Origin of the sequence: Roseiterribacter gracilis, from assembly GCA_018332375.1 — a bacterium.
GTDB classification, from domain to species: Bacteria; Pseudomonadota; Alphaproteobacteria; order BOG-932; family Roseiterribacteraceae; genus Roseiterribacter; species Roseiterribacter gracilis.
The window spans coordinates 3594998-3620242 of record BOPV01000001.1 but is presented as its reverse complement, the minus strand read 5'-3'; the positions used below and the strand labels follow the sequence as shown (position 1 = coordinate 3620242).

The 25245-nt window shown below is 64.9% G+C and carries 23 protein-coding genes; 17 read left to right on the top strand and 6 right to left on the bottom strand.

Going from position 1 to position 25245, the window contains the following annotated elements:
• Nucleotides 1-2: 2 nt before the first annotated feature.
• On the bottom strand, nucleotides 3-1568 hold the full coding sequence (locus TMPK1_RS18090; protein WP_420244795.1) for a formate dehydrogenase beta subunit: 1566 nt from the start codon (nucleotides 1566-1568) through the stop codon (nucleotides 3-5).
• Entirely contained in the window at nucleotides 1568-2065 is a 498-nt protein-coding gene (locus TMPK1_RS18085; RefSeq protein ID WP_420244794.1) for a formate dehydrogenase subunit gamma, read from the bottom strand. Before TMPK1_RS18085 ends, TMPK1_RS18090 begins: the two co-directional genes overlap by 1 nt.
• A 123-nt stretch (nucleotides 2066-2188) precedes the next feature.
• Here TMPK1_RS18085 and TMPK1_RS18080 point away from each other — a divergent pair, with 123 nt between their 5' ends.
• From TMPK1_RS18080 to TMPK1_RS18000, 17 genes are all read left to right on the top strand, one after another.
• Nucleotides 2189-2530: a winged helix-turn-helix domain-containing protein gene (locus tag TMPK1_RS18080; RefSeq protein ID WP_420244793.1), complete on the top strand. Its 342-nt coding sequence runs from the start codon at nucleotides 2189-2191 to the stop codon at nucleotides 2528-2530.
• Nucleotides 2520-3461, top strand: a complete 942-nt coding sequence (locus tag TMPK1_RS18075; protein ID WP_420244791.1) for an XdhC family protein — start codon at nucleotides 2520-2522, stop codon at nucleotides 3459-3461. Before TMPK1_RS18080 ends, TMPK1_RS18075 begins: the two co-directional genes overlap by 11 nt.
• The gene (locus TMPK1_RS18070) at nucleotides 3458-4402 is read left to right on the top strand and encodes a molybdopterin-binding protein (protein ID WP_420244789.1); all 945 of its coding nucleotides are present in this window, start codon (nucleotides 3458-3460) and stop codon (nucleotides 4400-4402) included. The genes TMPK1_RS18075 and TMPK1_RS18070 overlap by 4 nt, the downstream gene beginning before the upstream one ends.
• 123 nt (nucleotides 4403-4525) lie before the next feature.
• The gene (locus TMPK1_RS18065) at nucleotides 4526-6487 is read left to right on the top strand and encodes a methyl-accepting chemotaxis protein (protein WP_420244788.1); all 1962 of its coding nucleotides are present in this window, start codon (nucleotides 4526-4528) and stop codon (nucleotides 6485-6487) included.
• A 53-nt stretch (nucleotides 6488-6540) separates the two neighbouring features.
• Nucleotides 6541-7056, top strand: a complete 516-nt coding sequence (locus TMPK1_RS18060) for an ANTAR domain-containing response regulator (protein ID WP_420244787.1) — start codon at nucleotides 6541-6543, stop codon at nucleotides 7054-7056.
• A gap of 200 nt (nucleotides 7057-7256) precedes the next feature.
• A complete protein-coding gene (locus tag TMPK1_RS18055; protein WP_420244785.1) occupies nucleotides 7257-8348 on the top strand; it encodes a CmpA/NrtA family ABC transporter substrate-binding protein in 1092 nt (363 codons plus the stop codon).
• Nucleotides 8338-9624, top strand: a complete 1287-nt coding sequence (locus tag TMPK1_RS18050; RefSeq protein WP_420244783.1) for a CmpA/NrtA family ABC transporter substrate-binding protein — start codon at nucleotides 8338-8340, stop codon at nucleotides 9622-9624. The genes TMPK1_RS18055 and TMPK1_RS18050 overlap by 11 nt, the downstream gene beginning before the upstream one ends.
• A 4-nt stretch (nucleotides 9625-9628) precedes the next feature.
• Nucleotides 9629-10495: a nitrate ABC transporter permease gene (gene ntrB / locus TMPK1_RS18045; RefSeq protein ID WP_420244782.1), complete on the top strand. Its 867-nt coding sequence runs from the start codon at nucleotides 9629-9631 to the stop codon at nucleotides 10493-10495.
• Nucleotides 10495-11289 (top strand): ABC transporter ATP-binding protein, encoded by a 795-nt coding sequence (locus TMPK1_RS18040; protein WP_420244781.1) that lies wholly within the window; start codon nucleotides 10495-10497, stop codon nucleotides 11287-11289. Before ntrB ends, TMPK1_RS18040 begins: the two co-directional genes overlap by 1 nt.
• Before the next feature lie 2 nt (nucleotides 11290-11291).
• A complete protein-coding gene (gene nirB, locus TMPK1_RS18035; RefSeq protein WP_420244780.1) occupies nucleotides 11292-13739 on the top strand; it encodes a nitrite reductase large subunit NirB in 2448 nt (815 codons plus the stop codon).
• On the top strand, nucleotides 13736-14044 hold the full coding sequence (gene nirD / locus TMPK1_RS18030; protein ID WP_420244779.1) for a nitrite reductase small subunit NirD: 309 nt from the start codon (nucleotides 13736-13738) through the stop codon (nucleotides 14042-14044). Before nirB ends, nirD begins: the two co-directional genes overlap by 4 nt.
• Nucleotides 14041-16629: a nitrate reductase gene (locus TMPK1_RS18025; protein WP_420244777.1), complete on the top strand. Its 2589-nt coding sequence runs from the start codon at nucleotides 14041-14043 to the stop codon at nucleotides 16627-16629. Before nirD ends, TMPK1_RS18025 begins: the two co-directional genes overlap by 4 nt.
• Complete coding sequence (gene cysG / locus TMPK1_RS18020) at nucleotides 16613-17920, top strand: siroheme synthase CysG (protein WP_420244776.1); 1308 nt, start codon at nucleotides 16613-16615, stop codon at nucleotides 17918-17920. The genes TMPK1_RS18025 and cysG overlap by 17 nt, the downstream gene beginning before the upstream one ends.
• Nucleotides 17907-18905 (top strand): glycosyl transferase family protein, encoded by a 999-nt coding sequence (locus tag TMPK1_RS18015; protein ID WP_420244774.1) that lies wholly within the window; start codon nucleotides 17907-17909, stop codon nucleotides 18903-18905. Before cysG ends, TMPK1_RS18015 begins: the two co-directional genes overlap by 14 nt.
• A gap of 31 nt (nucleotides 18906-18936) precedes the next feature.
• Nucleotides 18937-19515 (top strand): nucleotidyltransferase family protein, encoded by a 579-nt coding sequence (locus tag TMPK1_RS18010; protein WP_420244773.1) that lies wholly within the window; start codon nucleotides 18937-18939, stop codon nucleotides 19513-19515.
• Nucleotides 19512-20975 carry a hypothetical protein gene (locus TMPK1_RS18005; protein WP_420244771.1) on the top strand — a complete coding sequence of 488 codons (1464 nt, stop codon included), beginning with the start codon at nucleotides 19512-19514 and terminating at the stop codon, nucleotides 20973-20975. The genes TMPK1_RS18010 and TMPK1_RS18005 overlap by 4 nt, the downstream gene beginning before the upstream one ends.
• The gene (locus TMPK1_RS18000) at nucleotides 20975-21967 is read left to right on the top strand and encodes an FUSC family protein (RefSeq protein WP_420244769.1); all 993 of its coding nucleotides are present in this window, start codon (nucleotides 20975-20977) and stop codon (nucleotides 21965-21967) included. The genes TMPK1_RS18005 and TMPK1_RS18000 overlap by 1 nt, the downstream gene beginning before the upstream one ends.
• On the opposite strand, the gene TMPK1_RS17995 is transcribed toward TMPK1_RS18000, so the two are convergent.
• From TMPK1_RS17995 to TMPK1_RS17980, 4 genes are all read right to left on the bottom strand, one after another.
• Nucleotides 21945-22838 carry a pirin family protein gene (locus TMPK1_RS17995; RefSeq protein ID WP_420244767.1) on the bottom strand — a complete coding sequence of 298 codons (894 nt, stop codon included), beginning with the start codon at nucleotides 22836-22838 and terminating at the stop codon, nucleotides 21945-21947. The two genes, TMPK1_RS18000 and TMPK1_RS17995, sit on opposite strands and share 23 nt — an antisense overlap.
• Before the next feature lie 49 nt (nucleotides 22839-22887).
• Nucleotides 22888-23763, bottom strand: coding sequence for an alpha/beta fold hydrolase (locus TMPK1_RS17990; RefSeq protein WP_420244765.1), 876 nt, complete (start codon nucleotides 23761-23763; stop codon nucleotides 22888-22890).
• A gap of 109 nt (nucleotides 23764-23872) precedes the next feature.
• A complete protein-coding gene (locus tag TMPK1_RS17985; RefSeq protein ID WP_420244764.1) occupies nucleotides 23873-24562 on the bottom strand; it encodes a TerC family protein in 690 nt (229 codons plus the stop codon).
• Between the two features lie 82 nt (nucleotides 24563-24644).
• Complete coding sequence (locus TMPK1_RS17980; RefSeq protein WP_420244763.1) at nucleotides 24645-25229, bottom strand: NADPH-dependent FMN reductase; 585 nt, start codon at nucleotides 25227-25229, stop codon at nucleotides 24645-24647.
• Nucleotides 25230-25245 lie beyond the last annotated feature (16 nt).

Sequence of the window (25245 nt, the reverse complement as noted above, 5' to 3'; positions counted from 1 at the left end):
CTTTACTCGGCTGCGTCGAGCTGCTGGCCCGACCTCTGTTCATAACCAAAATCTTCGGGGAAATGACGGATCGCGCTCATCACCGGATACGGCGTGAAGCCGCCCAGCGCGCAGAGCGAACCGAACTTCATCGTGTTGCAGAGATCTTCGACGATCGCGAGATTGGCACCGACATTCTCGCCGCGGCGGATCTTGTCGATCGTTTCGGCGCCGCGCGTCGAGCCGATGCGGCAGGGCGTGCACTTGCCGCAGGATTCGATGGCGCAGAATTCCATCGCGAAGCGCGCCTGCGCGCCCATATCGACCGTGTCGTCGAACACGACGATGCCGCCATGCCCGATCAACCCGTCGCGCGCCGCAAAGGCTTCGTAGTCGAACGGCGTGTCGAACAGCGAGCGCGGGAAATACGCACCCAGCGGACCGCCGACTTGCACCGCGCGCACCGGACGGCCCGACAAGGTGCCGCCGCCGATCTCGTCGACCAGCTCGCCCAGGGTGATGCCGAACGCGGCTTCGAACAGGCCGCCATGTTTGACGTTGCCCGCGAGCTGAATTGGCATCGTGCCGCGCGAACGGCCCATGCCGAAATCACGATAGGCCTCGGCACCTTCGGCCAGAATGACCGGCACGCTGGCGAGCGAGATCACGTTGTTGATCACGGTCGGGCAACCGAACAGGCCTTTATGCGCCGGCAGCGGCGGCTTGGCGCGCACCTGGCCGCGCTTGCCTTCGAGACTGTCGAGCAGCGCGGTTTCTTCGCCGCAGACATAGGCGCCAGCGCCGACGCGAATCTCGATGTCGAAGGCGTGTTCGGTGCCGTGCACGCGCGCGCCGAGATAGCCGGCGCGACGCGCCGCTTCGACCGCTTCCTGCATCGTCGCAACCGCGTGCGGATATTCCGAGCGGATATAGATGTAGCCTTTGGTGGCACCGGTCGCGATGCCCGCGATCGTCATGCCTTCGATCAGCACGAACGGATCGCCTTCCATGATCATGCGATCGGCGAATGTGCCTGAGTCACCTTCGTCGGCGTTGCAGACGATGTATTTGCGCGCGCCGGCCGCTTGCAGAACCGTTTTCCATTTGATGCCGGTCGGAAAACCGGCGCCGCCGCGACCGCGCAAGCCCGACCCCGTCACCATCTCGACGATCGCATCTGGCGTCATCGACGCGGCGCGTTCGAGACCGCGATACCCGCCGTGCGTTTGATAGTCGACGAGCGAACGTGGATCGACGACGCCGCAGCGCGCAAAGGTCAGGCGCGTCTGCCGCGCCAGGAATGGAATCGCTTCGGGCGCACCCAGGCGCAACGCATGTTCGCCGCCGCCGGCAAGACCGGCATCCAGCACGGTTTCGACATCGTCGGCCGTCACCGGCCCATAGGCGATGCGACCGTGGATGGTTTGAAACTCGACCATCGGCTCAAGCCAGAACAAGCCGCGCGAACCGGTGCGTACGATCTCGACGTCGACATTGCGCGCGGCCGCGGCACGGCGCAGCGACGCCGTCACCTCGTCGGCACCGACCGCAATTGCAGCCGCGTCGCAGGGAATGAACACGCGCAACATCAGCGGGCCCGCGCGCGATCGAGCAGCGTGTCGAGACGCGCCCGGTTCAATCGTCCGATCGGCTTGCCGTCGAGCATCGCCGACGGGCCACTGGCGCACAGGCCGAGACAGAAGACCTGTTCGACCGTCACGGCACCGTCGGCGGTGGTTTCACCCCCCATCGTGCCAAGAGGGGCGACGCCGAGCTTCTTGCACGCATGTTCGTGCAGCGCGTCGGCGCCGACCGATTGGCACGCTTCGGCACGGCACAGTTTCAACACGTGGCGTCCGGCCGGCGCGCGACGGAAGTCATGATAGAAGCTCACCACGCCGTGCACTTCGGCGCGCGAAAGGTTCAACGCATGCGCGATCATCGGCTCGGCTTCGACGGGCACGTAGCCGAACTCCTCTTGCAGCGCATGCAGGATCGGGAGCGTCGCGCCTTCCATGTGCGCATGTGCGGCAATCACTTCGGCGCCACGCGCCGACGACCACGCCTCGTATCTGGGCAACGGCATCTTCTTTGTCCTATTTCACGCCGATGTCTGGCCCAAAACGGACTTGAATCAAGGGGATGGGCTCGTTACGCGATAGAACATCCCTATCATTGGCCTATCGCCAGCAGTTCGGGCGTTAAAAACATGCCGCGTGTCTCCATCCGTCTGGTGCTCGATGAGAAAGCTGCGATTGGTCCGGGCAAGATCGCGTTGCTGCGTGGCATCGAAGGCGTCGGGTCGATCGCGCAAGCCGCCAAGGCGTTGCGCATGTCCTATGCCCGTGCCTGGTCACTGATCGACGAGCTGAACCGGCTATTCACGGACAAGCTGGTCGAAACCGAAACGGGTGGTCGCAAGGGCGGCGGCGCCCAATTGACTGATCTGGGGCGCACGGTCCTGGCGCTCTATGACGAGATCAACACCGACATCAACGGGCGGCACGCAGGCGCTTTGGCCAAACTGCCGCGGAAACCCAATGGCACCTGAAGATCCGCTCGAAGCCGCGCTCGCCTGGTCGGAAGAAGGCGACGGCGCTGCAATCGCAACCGTCATTCGCACCTGGGGGTCCAGCCCGCGTCCGGTCGGCAGCCTGCTCGCCGTACGCGGCGACGGCGCGTTCGTCGGATCGGTGTCGGGCGGTTGCGTCGAAGGCGCCACGATCGAAGCAGCGCGCGGCGCAATCGAGGACGGTCATACGCGCGATCTGAAATTCGGCGTTGCCGACGAAGATGCATGGGCAGTCGGGCTGGCATGCGGCGGCGAGGTGCGCATTCACGTCTTGCCGCTGACCGCGCAGCGCCGCGAGATGCTGCGCCAAGCGCAAGAAGCGCGGCGCGAAGGACTCATCGCGCGCGTCAACATGCAGCTCGCAGACGGCGATCTGACCTGGACCCCGACCCACACACGCAGCCCCAGCGCGCTCGCCGATGACGAACTGCAATTCGCGCTGACCTTGGCGCCGCCGCAGCGTTTGTTGATCGTCGGCGCCGTGCATGTCGCGCAGGCGCTGGCGCCGATGGCGGCGCAGGCGGGCTTTGCGCCGACCGTGATCGATGCGCGCACCGCCTTCGCCGATCCGGCGCGGTTCCCGACGATCGCACTCGACACACGCTGGCCCGACGCGGCACTCGCCGATCTCAAACCCGATGCGACGACCGCTATCGTGGTGCTGACGCACGATCCAAAATTCGACGACCCGGCGCTGAATGCAGCATTGGCCTCACCCGCCTTTTATGTCGGCGCGCTGGGATCGAAACGCACCCATGCTAAACGGGTCGAGCGACTCAAAGCAGCGGGGATCAGCGACGACGATCTCGCGCGCATTCGTGCACCGATCGGTCTTGCCATCGGCGCCATGACGCCGGGGGAAATCGCCGTGTCGATTCTGGCCGAGATCGTGCGCGATGCGCGCGCATGAAATTCGGCGACATCGAACTTGACGCCGCGCTGGGTGCACGGCTTGCGCATACGGTTCGTCTGGCCGATCGCGTTTTGAAGAAAGGCGCGGTGCTCGATCGCGATGCGATCGATTCGTTGCGCATCTCCGGCCGAACCCAAGTCGCGGCTGCGATGATCGAGCCGGACGAGATCGACGAGAACGAGGCTGCGTCGCGCGTCGCCACGGCGATTGCTGGGCCTGGTCTCGACGTGTCCGCCGCAACCACCGGCCGCGCCGATCTGGTCGCGACGGACAACGGCTTGCTGGTGATTGACCGGGCCGCGATCGACCGGGTCAATTTCATCGACGAAGCGATCACCGTCGCGACCTTGCCGCCCGACGTGCCGGTGGCCGCGGGCGAGGTCGTCGCCACGATCAAGATCATCCCGTTTGCGCTGCAGAGCACACTGCTCGACCAGCTGCCAACCGGCGCCATCGAACTGCGGAAACTGCACCCGTTGCGCGCACTGCTGGTGCAAACTGAATCGAACGCCACCAAACAAAGCGTCTTGGACAAGACGCGTGAGGTGACCGAGCTGCGCCTGAAGGCGCTTGGTTCCTCACTTGTGGGCGAGACGCGTTGTACGCACGAAATAAAATCGATCGCGGAAGCGATTGTAACAGCCGACGTCGATTTGATCCTGCTGGTTGGCGCCTCTGCCATCGTCGATCGCCGCGACGTGATCCCGGCTGCGATCGAATCTGTCGGCGGCGTGATCGAACGTTACGGAATGCCGGTCGATCCGGGAAATTTACTACTGCTTGCGCGCTACGGCACGATACCAATCGTCGGTATGCCTGGCTGTGCACGCTCCCCGGCACTGAACGGAATTGACCTTGTTTTACGCCGGCTTGCTGCTGGTTTGCCGCTCGACCGCATGGTCATTGCGCGCATGGGTGTAGGTGGCTTGCTTCCGTAGCAAGCACAAATGGCGCGCAGAATTTGTCCGGATATCCGTCAGTATATTTGCGCCTTCCGAATTCATAAACAATTGAAGGCACCTCATCGTCGAACCAGACACTTCTGTTTCGGATGATTTGTGATGAACAACCTGCTCAACCGCTTGGCGTTGACCAAGCAGATCGCGCTAATCGGCGTCATCGGTGTCTTTGGCCTCGTCGCCATCGGCGCCGTCTATCTGGTCGGCAACGCCCAGCAGGACGCGGCACGAAAGCGGTTGGAACGCGCAACCCTCAGCCTGGAAACGTTGACCGGGGCGCAGATCGATCTTCTGGATACGCGCCGCGCTGAGAAAGATTTCCTGCTGCGCCGCCGCGAGGAATACGTCACCAAGCATGAGAAAGAGCGCGCCAACGCGCTGAGCGCCTTGGTCAAGCTGCGCACCATGCTGCCGGCCGCGCAGCAAGCGACGCTCGACAAGGCGGTCACCGAGGTGAACCGGTATGTCGAGCAATTCAACGCCGTCGTGAAAAACGTGCGGACCGTCGGCCTGGACGAAAATAGCGGGCTGCAGGGCACGCTGCGCAAAGCCGTGCACGAGATCGAAACTTCGATCGCCAACGAGTCCGACGCGCATTTCATGGCGTCGATGTTGATGATGCGCCGGCATGAAAAAGACTTCCTGGCGCGCAAGGATGCCAAATACGTCGCGTCCTTCACCAAGACCGCTGGCGAATTCCAACAACTGATCGCCAGCGCCAAAATGCCGGACGACCGCAAGGCCGCCATCGGCGAGCGACTGGCCAACTATCAGCGCGACTTTGTCGAAGCGTCGAAGGGTGTTCTGTCAGAGGGCGATGCGATCGCCAGCCTGTCGAAGATTTATGCCGAAGCCGAGCCGCTGCTGGAATCAATGAACACGCAGGTGCGTGAGTTCGCGGGCGCCGCGCAGCGCGAAAGCGAAGCCAGCATGGCACGCACCTCGAGCATCATCATGGTGGCGATCGCCTCGATCGCGGTGGTGGTGGCGGCTCTCGCATTCCTGGTCATTCGCGGCATCGTTGCCACGTTGGACGGAATTTCCGGCCGCATGGACCGGCTGGCCAAAGGCGACCTCGACATCGAAATCACCGGCACCGAACGCCACGACGCGATCGGCACCTTGTCGCGCTCGCTCGAAGTCTTCCGCGACAACGCGCGGACCGCACGCCGCCTCGAACACGAACAGAAAGAAGAACAGCAGCGCAAAGAATTCCGCGCCGCGGCGATCGACGGGTTCATTCAGACCTTCGAACGGTCGGTGCAAGGGCTGCTCGATGCGCTGATGCGTGCCGCCGCCGACCTGCACGTCACGTCGAGCGGCATGAGCGCAACGGCCGAAGAAACCAGCCGCCAGGCTGCCGCTGTCAGTCACGCATCCGAAGAAGCGTCGATGAACGTGCAGACAGTTGCCGCATCGGCGGAAGAGCTGACTGCGACGGTCAACGAGATCACGCGGCAAGTGTCGCAATCGGCGACGGTGGCGCAGAAGGCGGTCGACGAAGCGGGACGCACCAACCATACGGTGCAAGGTCTTGCCGAAGCAGCCCAGAAGATCGGCGAAGTCGTGACGTTGATTCAAAACATCGCGGCCCAGACCAACTTGCTGGCGCTGAACGCCACGATCGAAGCGGCGCGCGCCGGCGAAGCGGGCAAGGGTTTTGCGGTCGTCGCATCGGAAGTGAAAGCGCTGGCGACCCAGACCGGCAAAGCGACCGAAGACATTTCCGGACAGATCAGCACCATTCAGCACGCAACCGAAGAAGCGGTGCAGGCGATCCGCAGCATCGGCGGCACGATCGGCGAAGTCAGCTCGATCACCACCGCGATCGCCGCGGCGGTCGAAGAACAGGCGGCCGCGACCCAGGAAATCTCGCGCAGCACGGTCGAAGCAGCGCACGGCACCGAAGCGGTCTCGGCCAACATCGCCGGCGTCAACCAGGCCGCCAACGACACCGGCGTCGCTGCGGCGCAGGTGAAGAGCGCCTCGGAAGCGCTGAGCGCCCAGGGCGAAACGCTGAAGTCCGAGGTCTATCGCTTCCTCGAACAGATCCGCGCCGCATAAGACCAACGACAAGGCGGGTGCTTCTGGCACCCGTCTTGCGAACCTGCGGGGCCGTGAAGGTCCTGCTTGCCGATTCCGATCCCGATCGCGCCGCTGCGATCGAACGCGATTTGCCGGGGGTTGAGTTGGTCCGGCTCGCGCCGGGCGCGTCGTTGCGCGACGCGGTTGCGCGGCTTCATCCCGACGTCGTTCTGATCGACATGGCCTTGCCCGATCGCGACGCGTTGGACGGGTTGCGGCGCGTCGAAGCGCCGATCGTGTTGTTCGTCGATCACGACGATCCCGGCTTCATGGAAGCGGCGATCGACGCGGGAATCTCGAGCTACAACGTCGTCGGCGCGTCACTGCCCGCGGTCAAACCGATCGTCGCCGCGGCGGTCGCTCTTTATCGCCGCCATCGTGCCGATCAAACCGAACGCGCCGCGATCGATCGGGCCAAAGCTATGTTGATTCGAAGCCGCGGCTGGTCCGAACCCGACGCGCATCGGTGGCTGCGACGACGCGCAATGGACCGCGGCAAACGCATCGCCGATATCGCCGCCGCGGTGCTGGCGGGCGACGAGGCCTAAAGCCAATTTCTGGGCACGCGCCGAGGCGCATGCCCAAATTTTGCGCCGCAGCATGACTCCGGCGATTCCAAAAGCCCTTGTCTGCCAACGATCCCGCCCTGGCACACGGATTGAAGTGTTCGCAAATGCACGGGCAACGGCGTCCGCGCATTCGTCGGCGGTTTTAAGGCGGACAACGGGGTTCGTCGGGCTGGACGCGCATGGCGCGACCGACGCTTACGATTCTGGCACGCGGCGAGCCGATGCGGCTCGGCCTGCTTCGTTTGACCGACGCAGCTCCGCTGATCGTCGCGGCCGAACGCGGTCTGTTCGCCGATGAAGGCCTGACCGTCGCGCTGTCGATCGAGCCGTCCTGGTCCAACATCGCCGACAAACTCACCTGGGGTGCGCTCGACGGCGCGGTGCTGCTGGCGCCGCTTGCGATCGCGATGGCGCTGGGTGCGCGCGGCGTCACCGCCGACCTGGCCGTGCCGATGACCTTGTCGCGCAACGGCGTGACGCTGACCCAGGCAACCGGCTTTGATCTCGACGGCGCGGTTGCGCGCGGTGCGCGACCGCGCATCGGCATCGTGCATGCCTTCTCGACGCACCATCTTCTGACCCGTCTCTATTTGAAGCGTCGCGGGATCGATCCCGACAAACAGATTGCGTGGGACGTGTTGCCGCCCGCGCGCATGGTCGAGGCGCTGGCCGACCGCCGCATCGACGCGTTCGCCGCCGGCCAGCCCTGGAGCGAGATGGCGGCGCGTGCGGGCGCCGGCACGACCTGTATGCGCAGCTCGGAAGTCTGGCCGAACCATCCCGAAAAACTTCTCGCCGTGTCGGCTTCGCTGAGCGATCGCGATCCGATGCGGCTGGCCGCGCTGGTGCGCGCGACGTTGCGCGCGGCGCTGTGGTGCGACGACGCCGGCAATGCCGACGAGCTGGCCAATTTACTGGCGCAGCCGCGCTGGTTCGATCTGCCTGCCGATGCGATCCGCACCTCGTTGCCCGGTGCTGCGCAGGGCAACAGCGATGCGATCTGCTTCTTCGCCGACGGTGCGACGATCCCCGATCCCGACCACGCTGCCTGGTTTTCGCGCGCGCTCGCGGGCGGCGGCTGGTTGCCGCTCGACCACGCAACCGAAGACGCGGCGCGCGCGCTGTACCGGCCGCAAATCGTGCGCAGCGCCGCAGCCGACCTCGCAATTTCGCTTGGCGATGCCGGGCCGATTCTTCCCCCCACCGACGGCGAACTCGTGGCGCCGTCGGTCCCCTTCACGTCGAACGCAGGAGCACGCGATGCAGGATGATTTCAAGAACCCGACACGTCGTGCCGTGCTGCGTACCGCTGCAACACTGACGGCTGCGCGCGCGCTGTTGCCCGCCGGTGCGTGGGCCGCTGCGGGCGACGCGCCCGAAGTCACCAAGGCCGTGTTCGGCTTTATCGCGCTGACCGACGCGTCGCCGCTGATCGTCGCCAAGGAGAAAGGCTTCTTCGCCAAATATGGCATGCCCGACGTCGAGGTGAAGAAAGAAGCGTCGTGGGGAACGACGCGCGACAATCTCGAACTTGGCAGCGCCGGCGGCGGCATCGACGGCGCGCACATCCTGACGCCGCTGCCCTATCTTCTGTCGACCGGCAAAGTCGGCAAGAACGGCCAGAAGACGCCGATGTCGATCCTGGCCCGTCTCAATGTCGACGGGCAGTGCATCAGCGTCGCCGAAGCGCACAAGGCGCTGAAACCCACCGTCGATTCTTCGGCGCTGAAAGTCGTGTTCGCGAAAGCCAAAGCCGACGGCAAAGAAGCCAAGGTCGCAATGACCTTCCCCGGCGGCACGCATGATTTGTGGATCCGCTACTGGCTCGCAGCGGGAGGCATCGATCCCGACAAGGACGTCTCGCTGATCGTCGTGCCGCCGGCCCAGATGGTGGCGAACATGAAAGTCGGCGCAATGGACGCGTTCTGCGTCGGCGAGCCGTGGAACGCGCAGCTCGTCAACCAGAAGATCGGCTTTACCGCCATGACGACGGGCGAGTTGTGGGGCAACCACCCGGAAAAGTCGCTCGGCATGCGCACCGAGTTCGTCGAGAAGAATCCCAAAGCAGCCAAAGCGATCGCCGCAGCGGTGATCGAAGCGCAGCGCTGGTGCGACAAGCAGGAAAACAAAGCCGAGATGTGCGCGATCGTCGGCGGCCGCGAATGGTTCAAAGTTCCGGTCGAAGACATCGTCGAACGCGCCAAGGGTAAGTTCGAGTATGGCGACGGGCGCGTCGTCGAAAACAGCCCGCATGTAATGAAGTTCTGGCGCGACCAGGCGTCCTATCCGTTCCAGAGCCACGATCTGTGGTTCCTCACCGAACATCAACGCTGGGGCATGTTGCCGGCCGGCGTGACGCCGAAAGCGCTAATCAAAGAGGTCAACCGCGAAGACATCTGGAAGGCCGGCGCCAAACTTGCGGGCGTGCCCGATGCCGAAATCCCGACCAGCACGTCGCGCGGCAAAGAAACCTTCTTCGATGGCAAAGTGTTCGATCCGGAAAATCCGGATGCGTATCTGAAGTCGTTGGCGATTGCGCGGGTCTGAGCAGATGGATCCGCGTGCCCGCTATCGCGCCGTCGCTTTCGACAAGCCTGCGCCCTTCGCCTTGCCGTCGTTCAACGCAGCGCCGCTGCTCGCCTTCACCAAGCGTGCGGCAGCGCAAGTTCTGCCGCCGCTGGTGATGGTGTTGCTGATCCTCGGCATCTGGCAGCTCGCCTGCGGCGGCACCGGTTCGGCGCTGCCGCCGCCGACCAAAGTGTTCAAAGACACGTGGCCGCTGATCCGCGATCCGTTCTTCGATCGCGGCGGCGTCGACAAAGGCCTGTTCTGGCACATCATCGCCAGCCTGCGCCGCGTCGCATTGGGCTTCTCGCTCGCTGCAATCGCGGGCGTCGGGCTGGGCGTGCTGGTCGGACAATCCAAACTGGCGATGCGCGGCCTGGATCCGATCTTCCAGGTGCTGCGCACTGTGCCGCCGCTGGCCTGGCTGCCGCTGTCCTTGGCTGCGTTCAAGCAGACCGATCCGTCGGCGATCTTCGTGATCTTCATCACCGCGATCTGGCCGATCATCATCAACACCGCCGTCGGCGTGCGCGCGCTGCCGCAGGATTACCGCAACGTCGCGCGGGTGTTGGGCCTCTCGCACTTCGAGATGTTCACCAAAATCCTGCTGCCCGCGACGGTGCCGTTCATCTTCACCGGCCTGCGCATCGGCGTCGGCCTGTCCTGGCTCGCGATCATCGCGGCCGAGATGCTGATCGGCGGTGTCGGCATCGGCTTCTTCATCTGGGACGCGTGGAACAGCTCGCTGATCAGCGAGATCATTCTTGCGCTCATCTATGTCGGCCTAGTCGGTGTCTGCCTCGATCGATTGATCGCGCTGGCAGGCCGTTTCGTATCGAAAGGAACTGCGTGATGACACAGCACTACCTGTCGATCGAAGGCGTCTCGATGCAGTTCGGCAAGCAGGTACCGGTGTTGAGCGACCTGTGGCTTGGCGTCGAGAAAGGCGAATTCGTTTCGCTGATCGGCCATTCCGGTTGCGGCAAGTCGACTTTGCTCAACATCGTCGCCGGCCTGCTGCACGCGACCGACGGCACCGTCATTCTCGACGGCGTCAGTTGCGAAGATCCCGGTCCCGACCGCGCGGTCGTATTCCAGAACCATTCGCTGCTGCCGTGGCTGACCGTCTACGAGAACGTCAAGCTGGCGGTCGACAAAGTCTTCAAAGGCAAGAAGACCAAACAGCAACGCCACGAATGGGTGATCGAGAATCTCGAGCTGGTGCATATGACGCACGCGCTCGACAAGCGGCCGGGGGAAATCTCGGGCGGCATGAAACAGCGCGTCGGCATCGCCCGCGCGCTGGCGATGGAACCCAAGCTGTTGCTGCTCGACGAACCGTTCGGCGCGCTCGATGCGCTGACGCGCGCCAATCTGCAGGACGAGGTGATGGCGATCCACCGCCGGCTTGGCAACACGGTGCTGATGATCACGCACGACGTCGACGAGGCGGTGCTGCTGTCGGATCGGATCGTGATGCTGACCAACGGGCCGGAAGCGACGATCGGGCAAGTGCTGGACGTCGACCTGCCACGCCCGCGCGATCGTCTGACCTTGGCCGACGACGCGCGCTACGTCGCAGCGCGTCGCGACGTGCTGCGGTTTCTGTACGAACGGCAACGCCCTCCAGCAGAGAAGGCGGCCTAGTCATGGGGAAGGAACGTCTCGTTCTCGTCGGCAACGGCATGGCCGGCATGCGCACGATCGAAGAGATCCTGACGCGTGCCCCCGACCGGTTCGACATCACCGTGTTCGGCGCCGAGCCGCACGGCAATTACGACCGCATCATGCTGTCGCCGCTGCTGGCGGGCGAAAAGAGCTTCGCCGACATCACGCTGCAGGATCGCGCCTGGTACGAAGAGCGCAAGATCGAGCTGATCACCAGCGAAGCGGTGGTCGCGATCGATCGCGATGCGCGCACTGTCACCGGCGCGCACGGCACGTTGCGCGGCTGGGATCGTCTGTTGTTGGCGACGGGATCGAATCCGTTTGTGCCGCCGGTCCCGGGCGTGAACCTGCCCGGCGTCTGCACCTTCCGCGACAAGGCCGACGTTGACACGATGCTCGACGCGGCGCGCAAAGGCGGCAAAGCGATCGTGATCGGCGGCGGTCTGCTGGGATTGGAAGCAGCCAACGGCCTGGCGCTGAACGGCATGGACATCACCGTGCTGCATCTGATGCCGAGCCTGATGGAACGGCAGCTCGACGGCGACGCGGCAGCGCTGCTTGCCGCCGACCTGCAGCGGCGTGGCATCAAGATTCTGACCCAGGCCGAAACGGTTGCGCTGACCGGCGACGCGCATGTCACCGGCGTGCAGCTCAAAGACGGCACGCATCTGCCCGCCGACCTTGTCGTGATGGCGGTCGGCATCCGGCCCAATGCGAGCCTGGCCAAAGACAGCGGGCTTGAGGTCAAGCGGGGCGTGTTGATCGACGATGGTTGCACCACGTCGGATCCCGGCATCTTCGCCGTCGGCGAATGCGTCGAACATCGCGGCGTGACGTATGGGCTGGTCGCGCCGATCTGGGACATGGCCAAGGTCTGTGCCGATCGCATCACCGGCGCTGACAAGGAGAAATGTTTCGCGCCGGTCGCGTCGGCGACGCGGCTCAAAGTCACCGGCATCGAAATGTTGTCGCTGGGCGATTTCAGCGGCGGCGACGGCACCGAAGACTTGGTCTTTCGCGATCCCGGCCGCGGCGTCTATCGCCGCATCGTGCTGCGCGACGACAAAGTCATCGGCGCGGTTCTGTATGGCGACGCGCGCGACGGCGGCTGGTACCAGCGCCTGCTGCGCGACGGCAGCGACTGCAGCGCCTTCCGCGACGCGCTGGTGTTCGGCGAAGCCTTTGCAGGCGAGGTCAAGCAACCGGCCACTGCCCTGCCCGACGACGCGGAAATCTGCGGCTGCAACGGCGTGTCGAAAGGCGCGATCTGCAGCGCCATCGCCAAGCACGGGCTGACCGACATTGACGGCGTGCGCAAACGCACCAAGGCGTCGGCTTCGTGTGGATCCTGCACGGAACAGGTCGAAGCGATCCTGGTCGCAACGGTTGGCGACGCGTTTCAGAAACAGACCGGCGTCAAGCCGATGTGCCCCTGCACCGATCATCCGCATGAAGAGGTGCGCCGCCGCATCGCCGCTGAGCATCTGACCAACATGGCCGATGTGATGCGCACCATGGGTTGGCGTACCCAGGACGGCTGCGCCAGCTGCCGCCCGGCGTTGAATTTCTATCTGCTGTGCGCCTGGCCGAAAGACTATGCCGACGATCCGCAATCGCGCTTCGTCAACGAACGCGATCACGCCAACATCCAGAAGGACGGCACCTACTCGGTCATTCCGCGGATCTGGGGCGGCGTCACCAACGCGGCTGAGCTGCGCGCGATCGCCGACGTGGTCGACAAATACGCGATTCCCGAAGTGAAGATCACCGGCGGCCAGCGCATCGATTTGCTTGGCGTGCCGAAAGAACAGCTCACCTCGGTGTGGCGTGATCTGAATGCAGCCGGGCTGGTGTCGGGCCATGCCTATGGCAAAGCGCTGCGCACGGTGAAGACCTGCGTCGGTTCAACCTGGTGCCGGTTCGGCACGCAGGATTCGACCACGATGGGAATCGAACTCGAACGCATGACCTGGGGTTCGTGGCATCCGCACAAGGTGAAGCTTGCCGTGTCGGGTTGCCCGCGCAATTGCGCCGAAGCAACGATCAAGGATCTCGGCGTCGTTGCGGTCGATAGCGGCTGGGAGCTGCATGTCGGCGGCAATGGCGGCATCAAAGTCCGCGTCACCGACTTGCTGTGCAAAGTCACGACGTCGGAGGAAGTGCTCGAATATACCGGCGCCTTCCTGCAGCTCTATCGCGAAGAAGCGCGCTATCTCGATCGCACCGCGCCCTGGATCGAGCGTGTCGGCATCGACTATGTCAAACAGCGCATCGTCGCCGACGCTGCCGGCCGCAAAGAGCTCTACGAACGGTTCCTCGAAAGCCAGCGCATCCTGCAGCACGATCCGTGGGCGGCCCAGGTCGAGACGCCGGATGCGGATTTCGCCCCGCTGCATGTCGTCGAGAGCCTGGCGGAAGCGGCAGAATGAGCGACTGGACCGAAATCGGCTGTGTCGCCGACATTCCCAAACGCGGCGCGCGGCGCGTCACGACACAATCCGGCGCCATCGCGGTGTTCCGCACCGGCGAGGATGAAATCTTCGCCCTGGAAGATCGCTGTCCGCACAAGAACGGTCCGCTGAGCCAAGGCATCGTGCACGGCAAGTCGGTGACTTGTCCGCTGCACACGCTGGTGATCAGCCTCGAGACCGGCGCCAGCGAAGATGAAGGCTGCGCCACCACCGTGCCGGTGCGGCTCGAAGGCGAGCGTATTTTTCTGCAGCTGACGCTGTGACACGGACCACCTGCCCCTATTGCGGCGTCGGCTGCGGCGTTCGCTTGCAGGAAGGGAAAATCGACGGCGACCCCGATCATCCGGCCAATCGCGGCCGGCTTTGTTCGAAGGGTGCCGCACTGGGAGAGACGCTCAACCTCGACGGCCGTGTCGGCGTGCCGCGCATTCATGGATCCGACGTGCTGTGGCACGAGGCGCTGGATCTGGTGGCGCAGCGCTTCGGCGAAGCGATCGAAACGCACGGCCCTGACTCGGTCGCGCTGTACGTGTCGGGTCAGTTCCTGACCGAGGATTATTACGTCGCCAACAAGCTGATGAAGGGCTTTGTCGGCACGTCCAACATCGACACCAATTCGCGCCTGTGCATGGCCTCGTCGGTGGCCGGGCACGTGCGCGCCTTCGGCGAAGACGTCGTGCCCGCCTGTTACGATGATATTGACGAAGCCGATCTGGTCGTGCTGGTCGGGTCGAACACGGCCTGGTGTCATCCGGTTCTGTTCCAGCGTCTGGTCGCGGCAAAGCAGGCGCGCAGCACCAAGATCGTCGTGATCGATCCGCGTCGCACCGCGACCTGCGAGATCGCCGACCTGCATCTCGCCATCGCACCTGGCGGCGACGTCGCCTTGTTCGCGTCGCTGCTGGTGGCCTTGGACAATGCTGGTGCAATCGACCGCGCCTATGTCGAGGCACACACAGACGGGTTGGAACACGCGCTGAATGCGGCGCGCGCGATCGACGTGGTTGCAGCGACGCAGTTGCAGCCCGCCGACATTGACGCCTTTCACGATCTGTTCGTGCAAACCAACCGCGTGTTGACGCTCTACAGCCAGGGCGTGAACCAGTCTTCGGCCGGCACCGACAAAGTGTCGGCGATTTTGAATTGCCATCTCGCGACCGGACGGATCGGTAAACCGGGCAGCGGCCCCTTCTCGCTGACCGGACAGCCCAATGCGATGGGCGGGCGCGAGGTCGGGGGGCTGGCCAACCAACTGGCCGCGCATCTGCATTTCGAACCGTCGGATCTCGACCGGCTGCGCCGTTTCTGGAGCGCACCCAATCTGGCGACCAAGCCCGGCCTGAAAGCGGTCGACATGTTCGACGCGGTGCTGGACGGGCGCATTCGCGCGATCTGGATTCTCGGCACCAATCCGTTGGCCAGCATGCCGCGCGCCGATCGCGTGCGTGCCGCGCTGGATGCCTGTCCGTTCGTCGTCGTTTCCGACGTCACCGACCGGTCCGACACGGCCAAACTGGCGCATGTTCTGTTGCCCGCCGCCGGCTGGGGCGAGAAAGACGGCACCGTCACCAACAGCGAACGGCGCATTTCGCGCCAGCGCGCGCTGCGCGCGCCCGACGGCGATGCGAGGCCAGATTGGTGGCAGTTGGCGCAGGTCGGCCAGCGCCTGTTCGGCAGTTTCGCGTTCGGCTGGAAAAACCCGGCCGCGATCTTTCGCGAACATGCGGCGCTGTCGTCGTTCGAGAATGACGGGCGTCGCGCCTTCGACATTGGCGGCCTCGCCTCTCTCAGCGACGAGGCGTACGACGCGCTGGAACCGGTGCAGTGGCCGGTCACGCGCGACGGCAAAACGCGCCAACGTTTCTTCGCCGACGGCGGCTTCTACACGCCCGATCGCAAGGCGCGCATCGTTCCGACGCCGTGGCGCGCGCCCGTGTCGGTCACCAGCGCCGACTTTCCATTGACGCTCAATACCGGTCGCCTGCGCGACCAGTGGCACACGATGACGCGCACCGGGCGCGTGGCGCGTCTGATGAATCACACCGACGAACCGTTCGTGGCGCTGCATCCCGACGACGTTGCGCGCTACGGGCTGACGCCGGACGGGCTGGTGCGGATCGAAAGCGCGCTGGGTGCGACCGTGCTGCGCGTGCGCGAAGAGGCCGGGCAACGTCCGGGCGACGCCTTCGTGCCGATGCATTGGACGCGCTGGTTCACCAGCGGCGGCGCGATCGACGCGCTGGTGCCGGGGGCGACCGATCCCGTGTCGGGCCAGCCCGAATTGAAAGCGACTGCCGTGCGCGTCGCACCCGTCGCAATTGCGTGGCGTGCCTTGCTGTTGCGACGCGCGACCGACGTGCTGCCGGGCGACGGATTTTATTGGACGCGCGTTGCGCTGGAGTCGGGCGAAGCCTTTCTGCTTGCAGGCTGGGATGCGATGCCCGCGATCGATACGTTGCTCGGAGACGGTGAGCGGATCGACTACACGTCGCGCGATACGGTGCGGGCTGCGTCGCTGGTCGACGGCAAGCTCGATTCCTGTTTGTTCGTAACGCAGAGCGGCAACCTGCCGTCGCGCGACGTGCTGGCGCATTTGCTCGACGCGCCGCTCGATGCCGAGACGCGTTTTGCGTTGTTGGCGGGCCGCACCGCCGTCGCCAGCCAGGGCCGCACCGTCTGCGCCTGCTTCTCGGTCGGGCTCAACACGATCCTCGACGCGATCACGTCACAAGGACTGGTCAGCGCCGCCGAAATCGGCGCCGCGCTTGGCGCCGGCACAAACTGCGGCTCTTGCATCCCCGAACTCGAAGCGTTGCTGCGCGAGGGAACCTATGAACGCGCTGCCTGAATTTCCGATCTTTCTGCGCACCGCAACCGCGCTGGTCGTCGGTGACGGCCCAGACGCCACGGCGAAAGTCGCGCTGTTGCGTAGTGCCGGTCTCGACGTGACACAACATGCCGACACGCGAGACTTCGCGGGCTTCCGTCTCGTCGTGCTCGCTTGCGAACAGCCCGAGCGCTATCTCGCTCCAGCGCGCGCCGCCGGTGCGTTGGTCAATGTTGTCGATCGTCCCGATCTTTGCGACTGGACGATGCCCGCGATCGTCACGCGCGGCGCGGTGACGGTTGCGATCGGGTCGGGCGGCACCGCGCCGGCGCTGGCGCGCGATCTGCGTGCGCGCGTCGAAGCCGCCATTCCGCCCGCCTACGCCAAGCTCGCCGACTGGTGCAGCAAACAACGCGATCTCGTGCGTCGCCGCGTGCATGGACGCGATGCGCGCCGCCGCCTGTGGCAGGACGTGCTGGACGGCGCGGAGACGCGCGCCGTGTTGGCCGGCGACTCGTTGCGCGCCGATGCGCTGCTGGCGCGGCGGCTTGCAGGCAATCCGAGCCCGCGCGGCGAAGTCGCCTTGGTCGGCGCCGGACCGGGCGATCCGACGTTGCTGACTTTGGTCGCGCGTCACGCGATCGAACGCGCCGACGTGATCCTGCACGACGCGCTGGTCAGCGACGCGGTGCTGAACCTGGCGCGACGCGAAGCGGTGCGCATTTCGGTCGGCAAACGGTGCGGCCGGCATTCGGCCAGCCAGGCCGCGATCAACCGGCTGCTCGTCGCGCAGGCGCGCAAAGGTCTGCGCGTCGTGCGCTTGAAAGGCGGTGATCCGTTGCTGTTCGGCCGCGCGGCTGAAGAGCTGGATGCGCTGGCTGCCGCTGGTTTTCCGGTGCAGATCGTTCCCGGCATCACCGCGGTCAGCGCCGCTGCAGCGCGTCTGCAAATGCCGCTGACCCATCGCGGCGTCGCGCGCGGCCTGACCTTGGTGACGGGGCACGGCAAAGACGGTCCGGCGCTGGACCATGATTGGGATGCGCTGGCCAATTGCGACGCGACCTTGGCCGTCTATATGGGTGCACGTGGCATCGGTCGGATTGCAGCCAAGCTGATCGAAGCCGGCCGCGCGCCATCGACGCCGGTGGTCGCGATCGAAAATGCGACGCGCGACGGCGAACGCAGCATCACCGCGACTCTGGCCGATATCGCCGACCGACTGGGCGAAACGGATGGGCCGGTTCTGATCGTGATCGGCGAAGTCGTTGCGCTTGCAGCCGAGCGTGCGACGATGGCGCGTGCAGCCGCCTGATTCACCCCCTGAAAATTTGGGCGTCGCCCGTTTTTCCGAATTCGTCGCCACGCTGGGCCGTGGCCCGGGGCGTTCGCGCGCGCTGACGCGCGAGGAGGCGCGCGAAGCGTTCGGCCTGGTGCTCGACGAGCTAGCCGAACCGGTGCAGGTCGGCGCCTTCCTGATGTTGCTGCGCTATCGCGGCGAAGATTCCGACGAGATTGCGGGGCTGGTCGAAGCAGCACGCCAACGCCTGCCCACTCCAACGCAAGGCGCGGTCGATCTCGACTGGCCGTCCTACGGCGCCGGCAAAACGCGCGACGTTCCATGGTTCTTGCTCGCAGCCCTGGCGTTGGCGCGCGCCGGCATCCGCGTCGCGATGCATGGATCGAACCGGTTCAGCAGCGGCCCCACCGTCGCCGATGCGCTGCGCGTGCTGGATCGTGACGCAGCCAGTGACTTTGCCGACGCGCAGGCGCAGATCGCGCGCACCGGGTTCGCCTATCTGCCGATCGAACGTCTGTCGCCCAAGCTGGACGAGCTGCTGGAGCTGCGCCGCAAGCTGGGGCTGCGCTCGCCGGTGAATACGGTGGCGCGGTTGCTCGATCCGTTCGACGCGGCGGCATCGGTCGATGGCGTGTTTCATCCGCCCTATATCGACGTGCATCTCGGCGTCGCGCAGCGACTTGGTCGCAAGCGGCTGCTGGTCGTCAAAGGTGCTGGCGGCGAAGCCGAACGCGCACCGACCAAACCGGTTGCAGCCGGTCTGTTCGTCGCGGGTACGCGCAGCGACGAATCTTTCGCCGCCTTGCTGACGCGCGATGAAGCGTCGCCGGGCACGCTCGACGATCTGGCCGCAACCTGGCGCGGCGACAGCGAACATCCGCGCGGTCGCGCCGTCGTGATCGGTACAATTGGGTTGGCTTTGCGCGCGCTGGGCAGGGCCGACGATCCGAATGCGGCCGACCGCGACGCCGAACGTCTGTGGGCGGCCCGCCAAGGTTGACGTTCCAGCGGCGGCACGCCACACCGCCTCCATGCCGTCGATCGCCGCACTCATTCTTGCCGCCGGTGCGTCGCGCCGGGCCGGCACCACCAAGCTTGTTGCACCGGTCGGCGGCGTGCCTATGATCGCGCGCACGGTCGAAACCGCGACCAAGTCGAAGGCGCTTCCGATCATCGTCGTCGTCGGCAACGACTCGCTGCGCGTCAGCGAGACCTACGCGCATTTCGAAGTCATCACCGTGCTCAGCAGCCATTGGAGCGACGGCATGTCCCGCTCGCTCGCCGCGGGCTTGGGCGAAGTCCCGCCCGACCATGACGGCGTGTTGGTGCTGCTCGGCGACATGCCGTATGTGCAGGTCGCAACCTTGAACGCGCTGATCGATGCGTTCGATCCGGCGCTGCACGACGCGGTGCAACCGCTCTATCGCGGCCAGCCGGGAAATCCGGTTCTGTTGGGGCGGAGCTTGTTCGACGCGACGATGAAACTTACCGGCGACAAAGGCGCACGCGCGCTCCTCGACTCGTTGGGCGACAAGCTACTGCGCATCGAGATCGATGATCCCGGCGTGCTGCGCGATCTCGACACAGCAGAGGATCTGGCCCGCGCATGAAACGCGAAGAACGCGAAACCTTTCCCGCCGCCTGGCTGCTATTGCCGCTGGCGGCGCTGTGGGTCGTGTTGTTGCTGGCGCATCCTGGTCTGCCGCGCGGCGTTGCACCGGGTTGGACGGTTTGGTTCGACCAGTCGCACTATCTCGATCAGGCGCTGCAGATCGCGCGCGGTGCGATCGATCCCAAAGGGTTTTTCTATCCGCCGCTCTATCCCGCGCTGGGTGCGCTGGCGATCAAGCTGGGCGTGTCGCCGACCTTCGCCTTCCAGCCTGTCGACCTGCTCTGTTTTCTGGTCTTCGCACTGGCCTTCGTGCGCACCGCCGAACGGTTTGTGGCGCCCGTGGTCGCGGTCACGCTGTTCGTTGCGACCGTATGCGCGCGGCCGATCGTCGAACATTGGGTCGTGCCGTGGACGACGACGCCGGCGGCGACCTTGGTTGCGTTGCTGATCTACGCAAGCTGCGCCGCTGCACGCGTGCGGCCGATCGTGATCGGACTGTTGCTGGGCCTGCTGGCGACAACACGCCCGCTCGATGCGATGCCGGCGGCCTTTCTCGTGCTGGTGCGGTTGCCGTCGTTGCTGCGCGACGCCGAAGCGCCGCGCCTGGATACGCTGGCCAAGCTTGCGTTCGGCACGCTCGTGCCGGTGCTGGCCTTGGTCGCGTTCGATCTTGCGGTCTGGGGCAATGCGTTGGGCGACTATTACCGGCTTGCCGACGGATCGCGCCCGGGCCTGTCGCCCGCGACGGCGATTGGAAAGTTCGTCGCACTGTGGACCGATGGTTCGTCGTTCGGCCTGCCGCACGAAACCATGTTGGCGCACGAGCCGTGGCTGTTTCTCGGTCTGGCTGGCTGCGCCTTGGCGCTGGTTGCGGGATCGAACGCGCTGGCGGCAATCGCAGTCGCGCTTGTGCTGCACGTACTCGCCTATGCCGCGTTCAACGACCTGACGCCCGCGAACTTGTTTCGCTACGGGCTCGTTCATTACCTCAAATGGACTTACCCGTATTTCGCGCTGTTGGCGGTCGCGACACCTTTTGCAGCGGCGCGCAACGGACGTGCCGCGCCCGCACTTGCTGCATTGCTGGCAGCAATCGTGGTCGGCTGCGCCGGCTGGCATATGCGCAACGTGCCGGTCGCAGTGGCGCATGACGAAGCCGCACTGCGCATCACCTTGGCGGGCGACAAGGCCGACGCGATCGACCTCGACGGCGCGACCTTGCACAGTCCGAGCTGGGATCTGGTCGGCGTTACCAAAGACGGCGCCAGCCTGTTGCGCGGTCGCGAGATTCACGCCACCGCTTGGCAAGATCACACGCGCTTCATTTTCACGCGGCCGATCCAGCCAGGCGAACTTGTCGTGCCGTTGGATCAGCTCGATCTGCGCGGCGAGCCGGCGGCGCGCGCGCAGCGCCAACATCTGGGACTGCGTTGGCCTGTCTGGCTGCAGGTTGACTGATGCGTGACCGGTTGCGCCTGGCAGCTCGCGTCGCTGCTGCAACCGCGCTGGCCTGGTTCGTCGCGGTCCAATTCGATCTGCCGCAAGCTTGGTGGGCGGTGATCACCGCGCTGCTTGTCGTGCAGGCGAGTCTGGGCGGCAGTATCGCAACCGGAATCGATCGCGTGCTGGGCACGATGTTGGGCGCCGTGGTCGGCGCCGTCGCTGCCTGGGCGTACATCACCTACGCTTTCTCGCTCGGCTGGTTGCTGCCGCTCACCGTTGCACCGCTGGCGCTGATCGCAGCCAAGCGCGCGACCTTTCGCGTTGCGCCGGTTACGGCGGTGATCGTGTTGCTGGCGACGACACCGGGCCAGTCGCCGTTCCTTGCCGCCGGCGAACGTATCGCCGAAATCATGTTGGGTACGATCATCGGCGTGCTGGTCAGTTTGACCTTTCTGCCGACCCACGCGTCGCGCCAATTGCTGGTGCATGCAGCCGACACGGTTGCGTTGCTGGGCGATCTCGCAGCGGCGCATCTCGCCAGCCCGCGCGATCTCGCCTTCATCGAAGAGCTGCAAGCCAAGGTGCGCGCCGGCCTCACCGCGCTCAGCACGGCAACGACCGAAGCCAAACGCGAACGGATCGGGGTGGGTACGCCGGCACCCGACCCGACACCGATCGTGCGCACCGTGCGTCGTCTGCGCAGCGACGTCGCAATTCTCGATCGCGTTGCGCATCAATTGAGCGCGCTGCCCGCCGATCTGGTCGCCGAGGCCGCAGCCGCTGCACGCGACGCGCTGCACGCCAAAGCCGCGCGGCTACGCGCCGGTGAACGCGGCGGCGACTACGCCGCGCTGGATACGGTGATTGCGAAGCTGAACGACGCGCCGGGCGTGCTGGCCTTGTCGTTCGCCGCCGAAACCTTGCGCCGTGACCTGATCGACCTTGCCGACCGCGCCAGCGAACAGCGCGAAGGGAAAGACGAGATTACGACTCCGGAAGCGGGATGAATTCGGTCTCGCCCGGCACTTGTCCGAACTTGCCCGCTTTCCAGTCGGCTTTGGCGGCGTTGATCCGGTCCTGCGACGACGAGACGAAGTTCCACCAGATGTGCCGCGGCCCATCCATGGTGGCACCACCCAACAATAGAATGCGCGCCGCATTGGCACCGGCTGCATCGACGATGATTTCGTCGCCGGCACGCAACAGCAGCATCTGGCCGGACTCGAATTTGACGCCGCCAATTTCGATCGTGCCGTCGACGACATAGATCGCCCGGTCTTCGGCTGCGTCGCCCGGAATCTGGAATCGCGACGCAGCGCCAAGCTGCACGTCGACATACAACGTGTCGTGCAAGGTCGTGACCGGCGAGGTCACGCCTGCGAACGTTCCCGTCAATACGCGCAGCCGCGCCGAGTCGGCGTCGAACACCGGCAAGGTCGCGTCGGCGTAATGCACGAAATCCGGTTCGGTTTCTTCCTGCGCTTTCGGCAGCGCGACCCAGGTCTGAATGCCCCAGACCGGACCGCCCTTTTCGCGCCAAGTCAGGTCGCTGCGCTCGGAATGCGCGATGCCGCGCCCGGCAGTCATCCAGTTGATCGCGCCGGGCCGGATCTTCTGCACCGACCCCAACGTGTCGCGATGCAGGATTTCGCCTTCGAACAAATAGGTGACGGTCGCGAGACCGATATGCGGGTGCGGCCGCACGTCGATCCCGTGGCCCGGCTGAATGCGCGCCGGCCCCATCTGATCGAAGAAGATGAACGGGCCGACCATTTGCCGATGCTGGTGCGGCAATGCGCGCCGCACTTCAAAACCACCAATGTCTCGTGCACGCGGCACGATGACGTTCTCGATCGACGGGGGAAGAAGTTCGGACATACCCCGCTATAACAAAAAGGCCGGTCGCTTGCGAGACCGGCCCCTGTTGTTACGATGCGAGGAAGGTTTTCAGCTCGCTTTGGAAACGCTGCGGCGCGTCTTGCATGATGAAGTGATAACTGTCCGGAATGCGCATCAATTTGATCTGCGGCACCGGCGCGTAGGACGCCTTGTAAAATCCGTCGAGCTGCTCGTCGGTGAGCGGCATGCCGGGTTGTTTCACATACAGCACCGTCATCGGCACTTTGATCTTGGTCAGATCGGGACGCAGGTCGGTGGTGATCAGCTCGTGCATTGCGCGCGCGCCGACACCCGGGTCGCTGTCGATTCCATCGCGGATGGCGAAGGCGCGCTGACTTTCGTTTTTCATCATGCCCGCGATGGTTTGTTCGATCCGCGCCTTGCGCGCGTCGCCGGTTGATGCTTCGAGACTGGCTTTGACCTGGTCGGCGGCCGGCTTGACGCTTTCCGCCGTGGTGCCGGGCGGGCCGAAGAGCGCACCGATGAACGGCATCATGTCGACGACCATCACCTTGCCGACGTCGGCCGGGTGACGTTCGGCGATCATCATCGCCATCGTGCCGCCCATCGAATGACCAACGACCGCCGGCGCTTTCAATTTCTGTTCGCTGATATAGCGCGCGATTTCTTCGGCCGACTGCGCGGTCACCAGACCTTGCGCGTTGCCTTCAGCAGCCAGACCGGCAAAGCCGCGCAGCTGCACCAGGTGATAGCGATAGCCGGGCATCGCCTGCACCGTCGACATCCATACGCGTGGCGACGACGTCAGGCCGGGAATCAGCACGACGTCGGGACCTGATCCTTCGACGGTCACGACAATCCGGTCGGATTTGAATTCAGCAGCCGCAGCAGGCAGCGCAAATAGCAGCGCCACCAGCGCGCACAGAACCTGTCGACGATTCATCGGCATTTCCCCTTTAGGCCTTTTTCTTTGCCCTGCTTTGCGGGCGCAACCATGTCGCCCGATCTTGCGGCGCAGGTCCAGGCAGGTTCCGGACGTGATGCGCGAAAAGCTACACGCCAGACGAGAATTCGCCGCGCGACCGGCGGCGCAACAACACAGCGATTGCCAGAACCAGCAGCGCACAAAGTCCGGCCGCGGGCAGTTCCGCGCTTGCAACCAACGTCGGATCGAGGCGCCACAGCAAAACCGGATCGGTCATCATCATGTCGCCCGCAATCCAGCCGAGCAGGGCTGCGCCGGCCCAGACCAACAACGGCAGCCTGTCGAGCAGTCGCATGATCAACGACGCGCCCGCAACGATCAGCGGAATGGAAATCGCGAGGCCGAGGATCAGCAGCGCCATCGAATTCTGCGCCACTGCGGCGATCGCCAGCACATTGTCGAGACTCATCACCGCATCGGCGATTGCGACCGTGCGCACCGCGCTCCAGATGCGATCCGGACTTTGCAGGTGCGACTCGTCGTTCTGATCGGTCAGCAGCTTGACCGCGACCCACAGCAACAACAGGCCGCCGAGCAGTTTCAGGAACGGCGTCGTGAGCAAGGTCGCGATCACGACGGTAAAGACGATGCGCAGCAGCACCGCGACACCAGCACCCAACACCATGCCGGTCCGGCGCTGCGCGGCAGGAAGACCACGACACGCCATCGCGATCACAACGGCGTTGTCACCCGAGAGAATGATGTTGAGCCAGATGATCTCGCAGATCTTGATCAGCGCGCCGCCGAAATCGTCCATTCACACCCGCCCATGCCGTGCCGCGTGTGTCATAGCGTGGCTCGCGCAAGGCTAGCGACAGTTTCAGTGTCGCGCGACCATTTCAGTAGGGCGGCGCATCCTTGGCGCGCTTGTCCTTGAGCGCGCCCGCATACCATTCGAACTCGGCGAGAAAGCGATCGGCGGCTTTGTCGATCCAGGGCTCGTTCGCCACGCCGTCGTCCGACAGTGCACGGCCGATCGATGGAATCGAGAGAACCGACGGCAGGCTTGGCATGCCGAGTTCGCACAGCACCGTGCGCAACGCGATCGCTGCGCGCACGCCACCCCATCGCCCTGCCGAATAGGAAACGATCGTCGACGGGCGCCAGAAATATTCTTCGAGAAAATGATCGAGCAGGTTTTTCAGCGCCGGCTGAATCGACTGGTTGTATTCGCCGGTCACGATCAGGAATCCATCGGCACGGCGATAGAGATCAGCCAGCTCTTCGAGCACTGCCGGCGCTTCGCCTTTGGGATGTTCCTTGTACATGCGGTCGAGCAGCGGAAGCTGCTTGACCAGCGGATCGACCAACACCGGTTCGTGTCCGCGCGCGCTCAGCAGCCGCATCATATAGTGCGCCGCCTTGATGCCCTGCCGGTCGCTCCGCACCGAACCAAGCAGAACCGGAACCAGGAGTTTTGTCATGCGCCCATCATGGGCG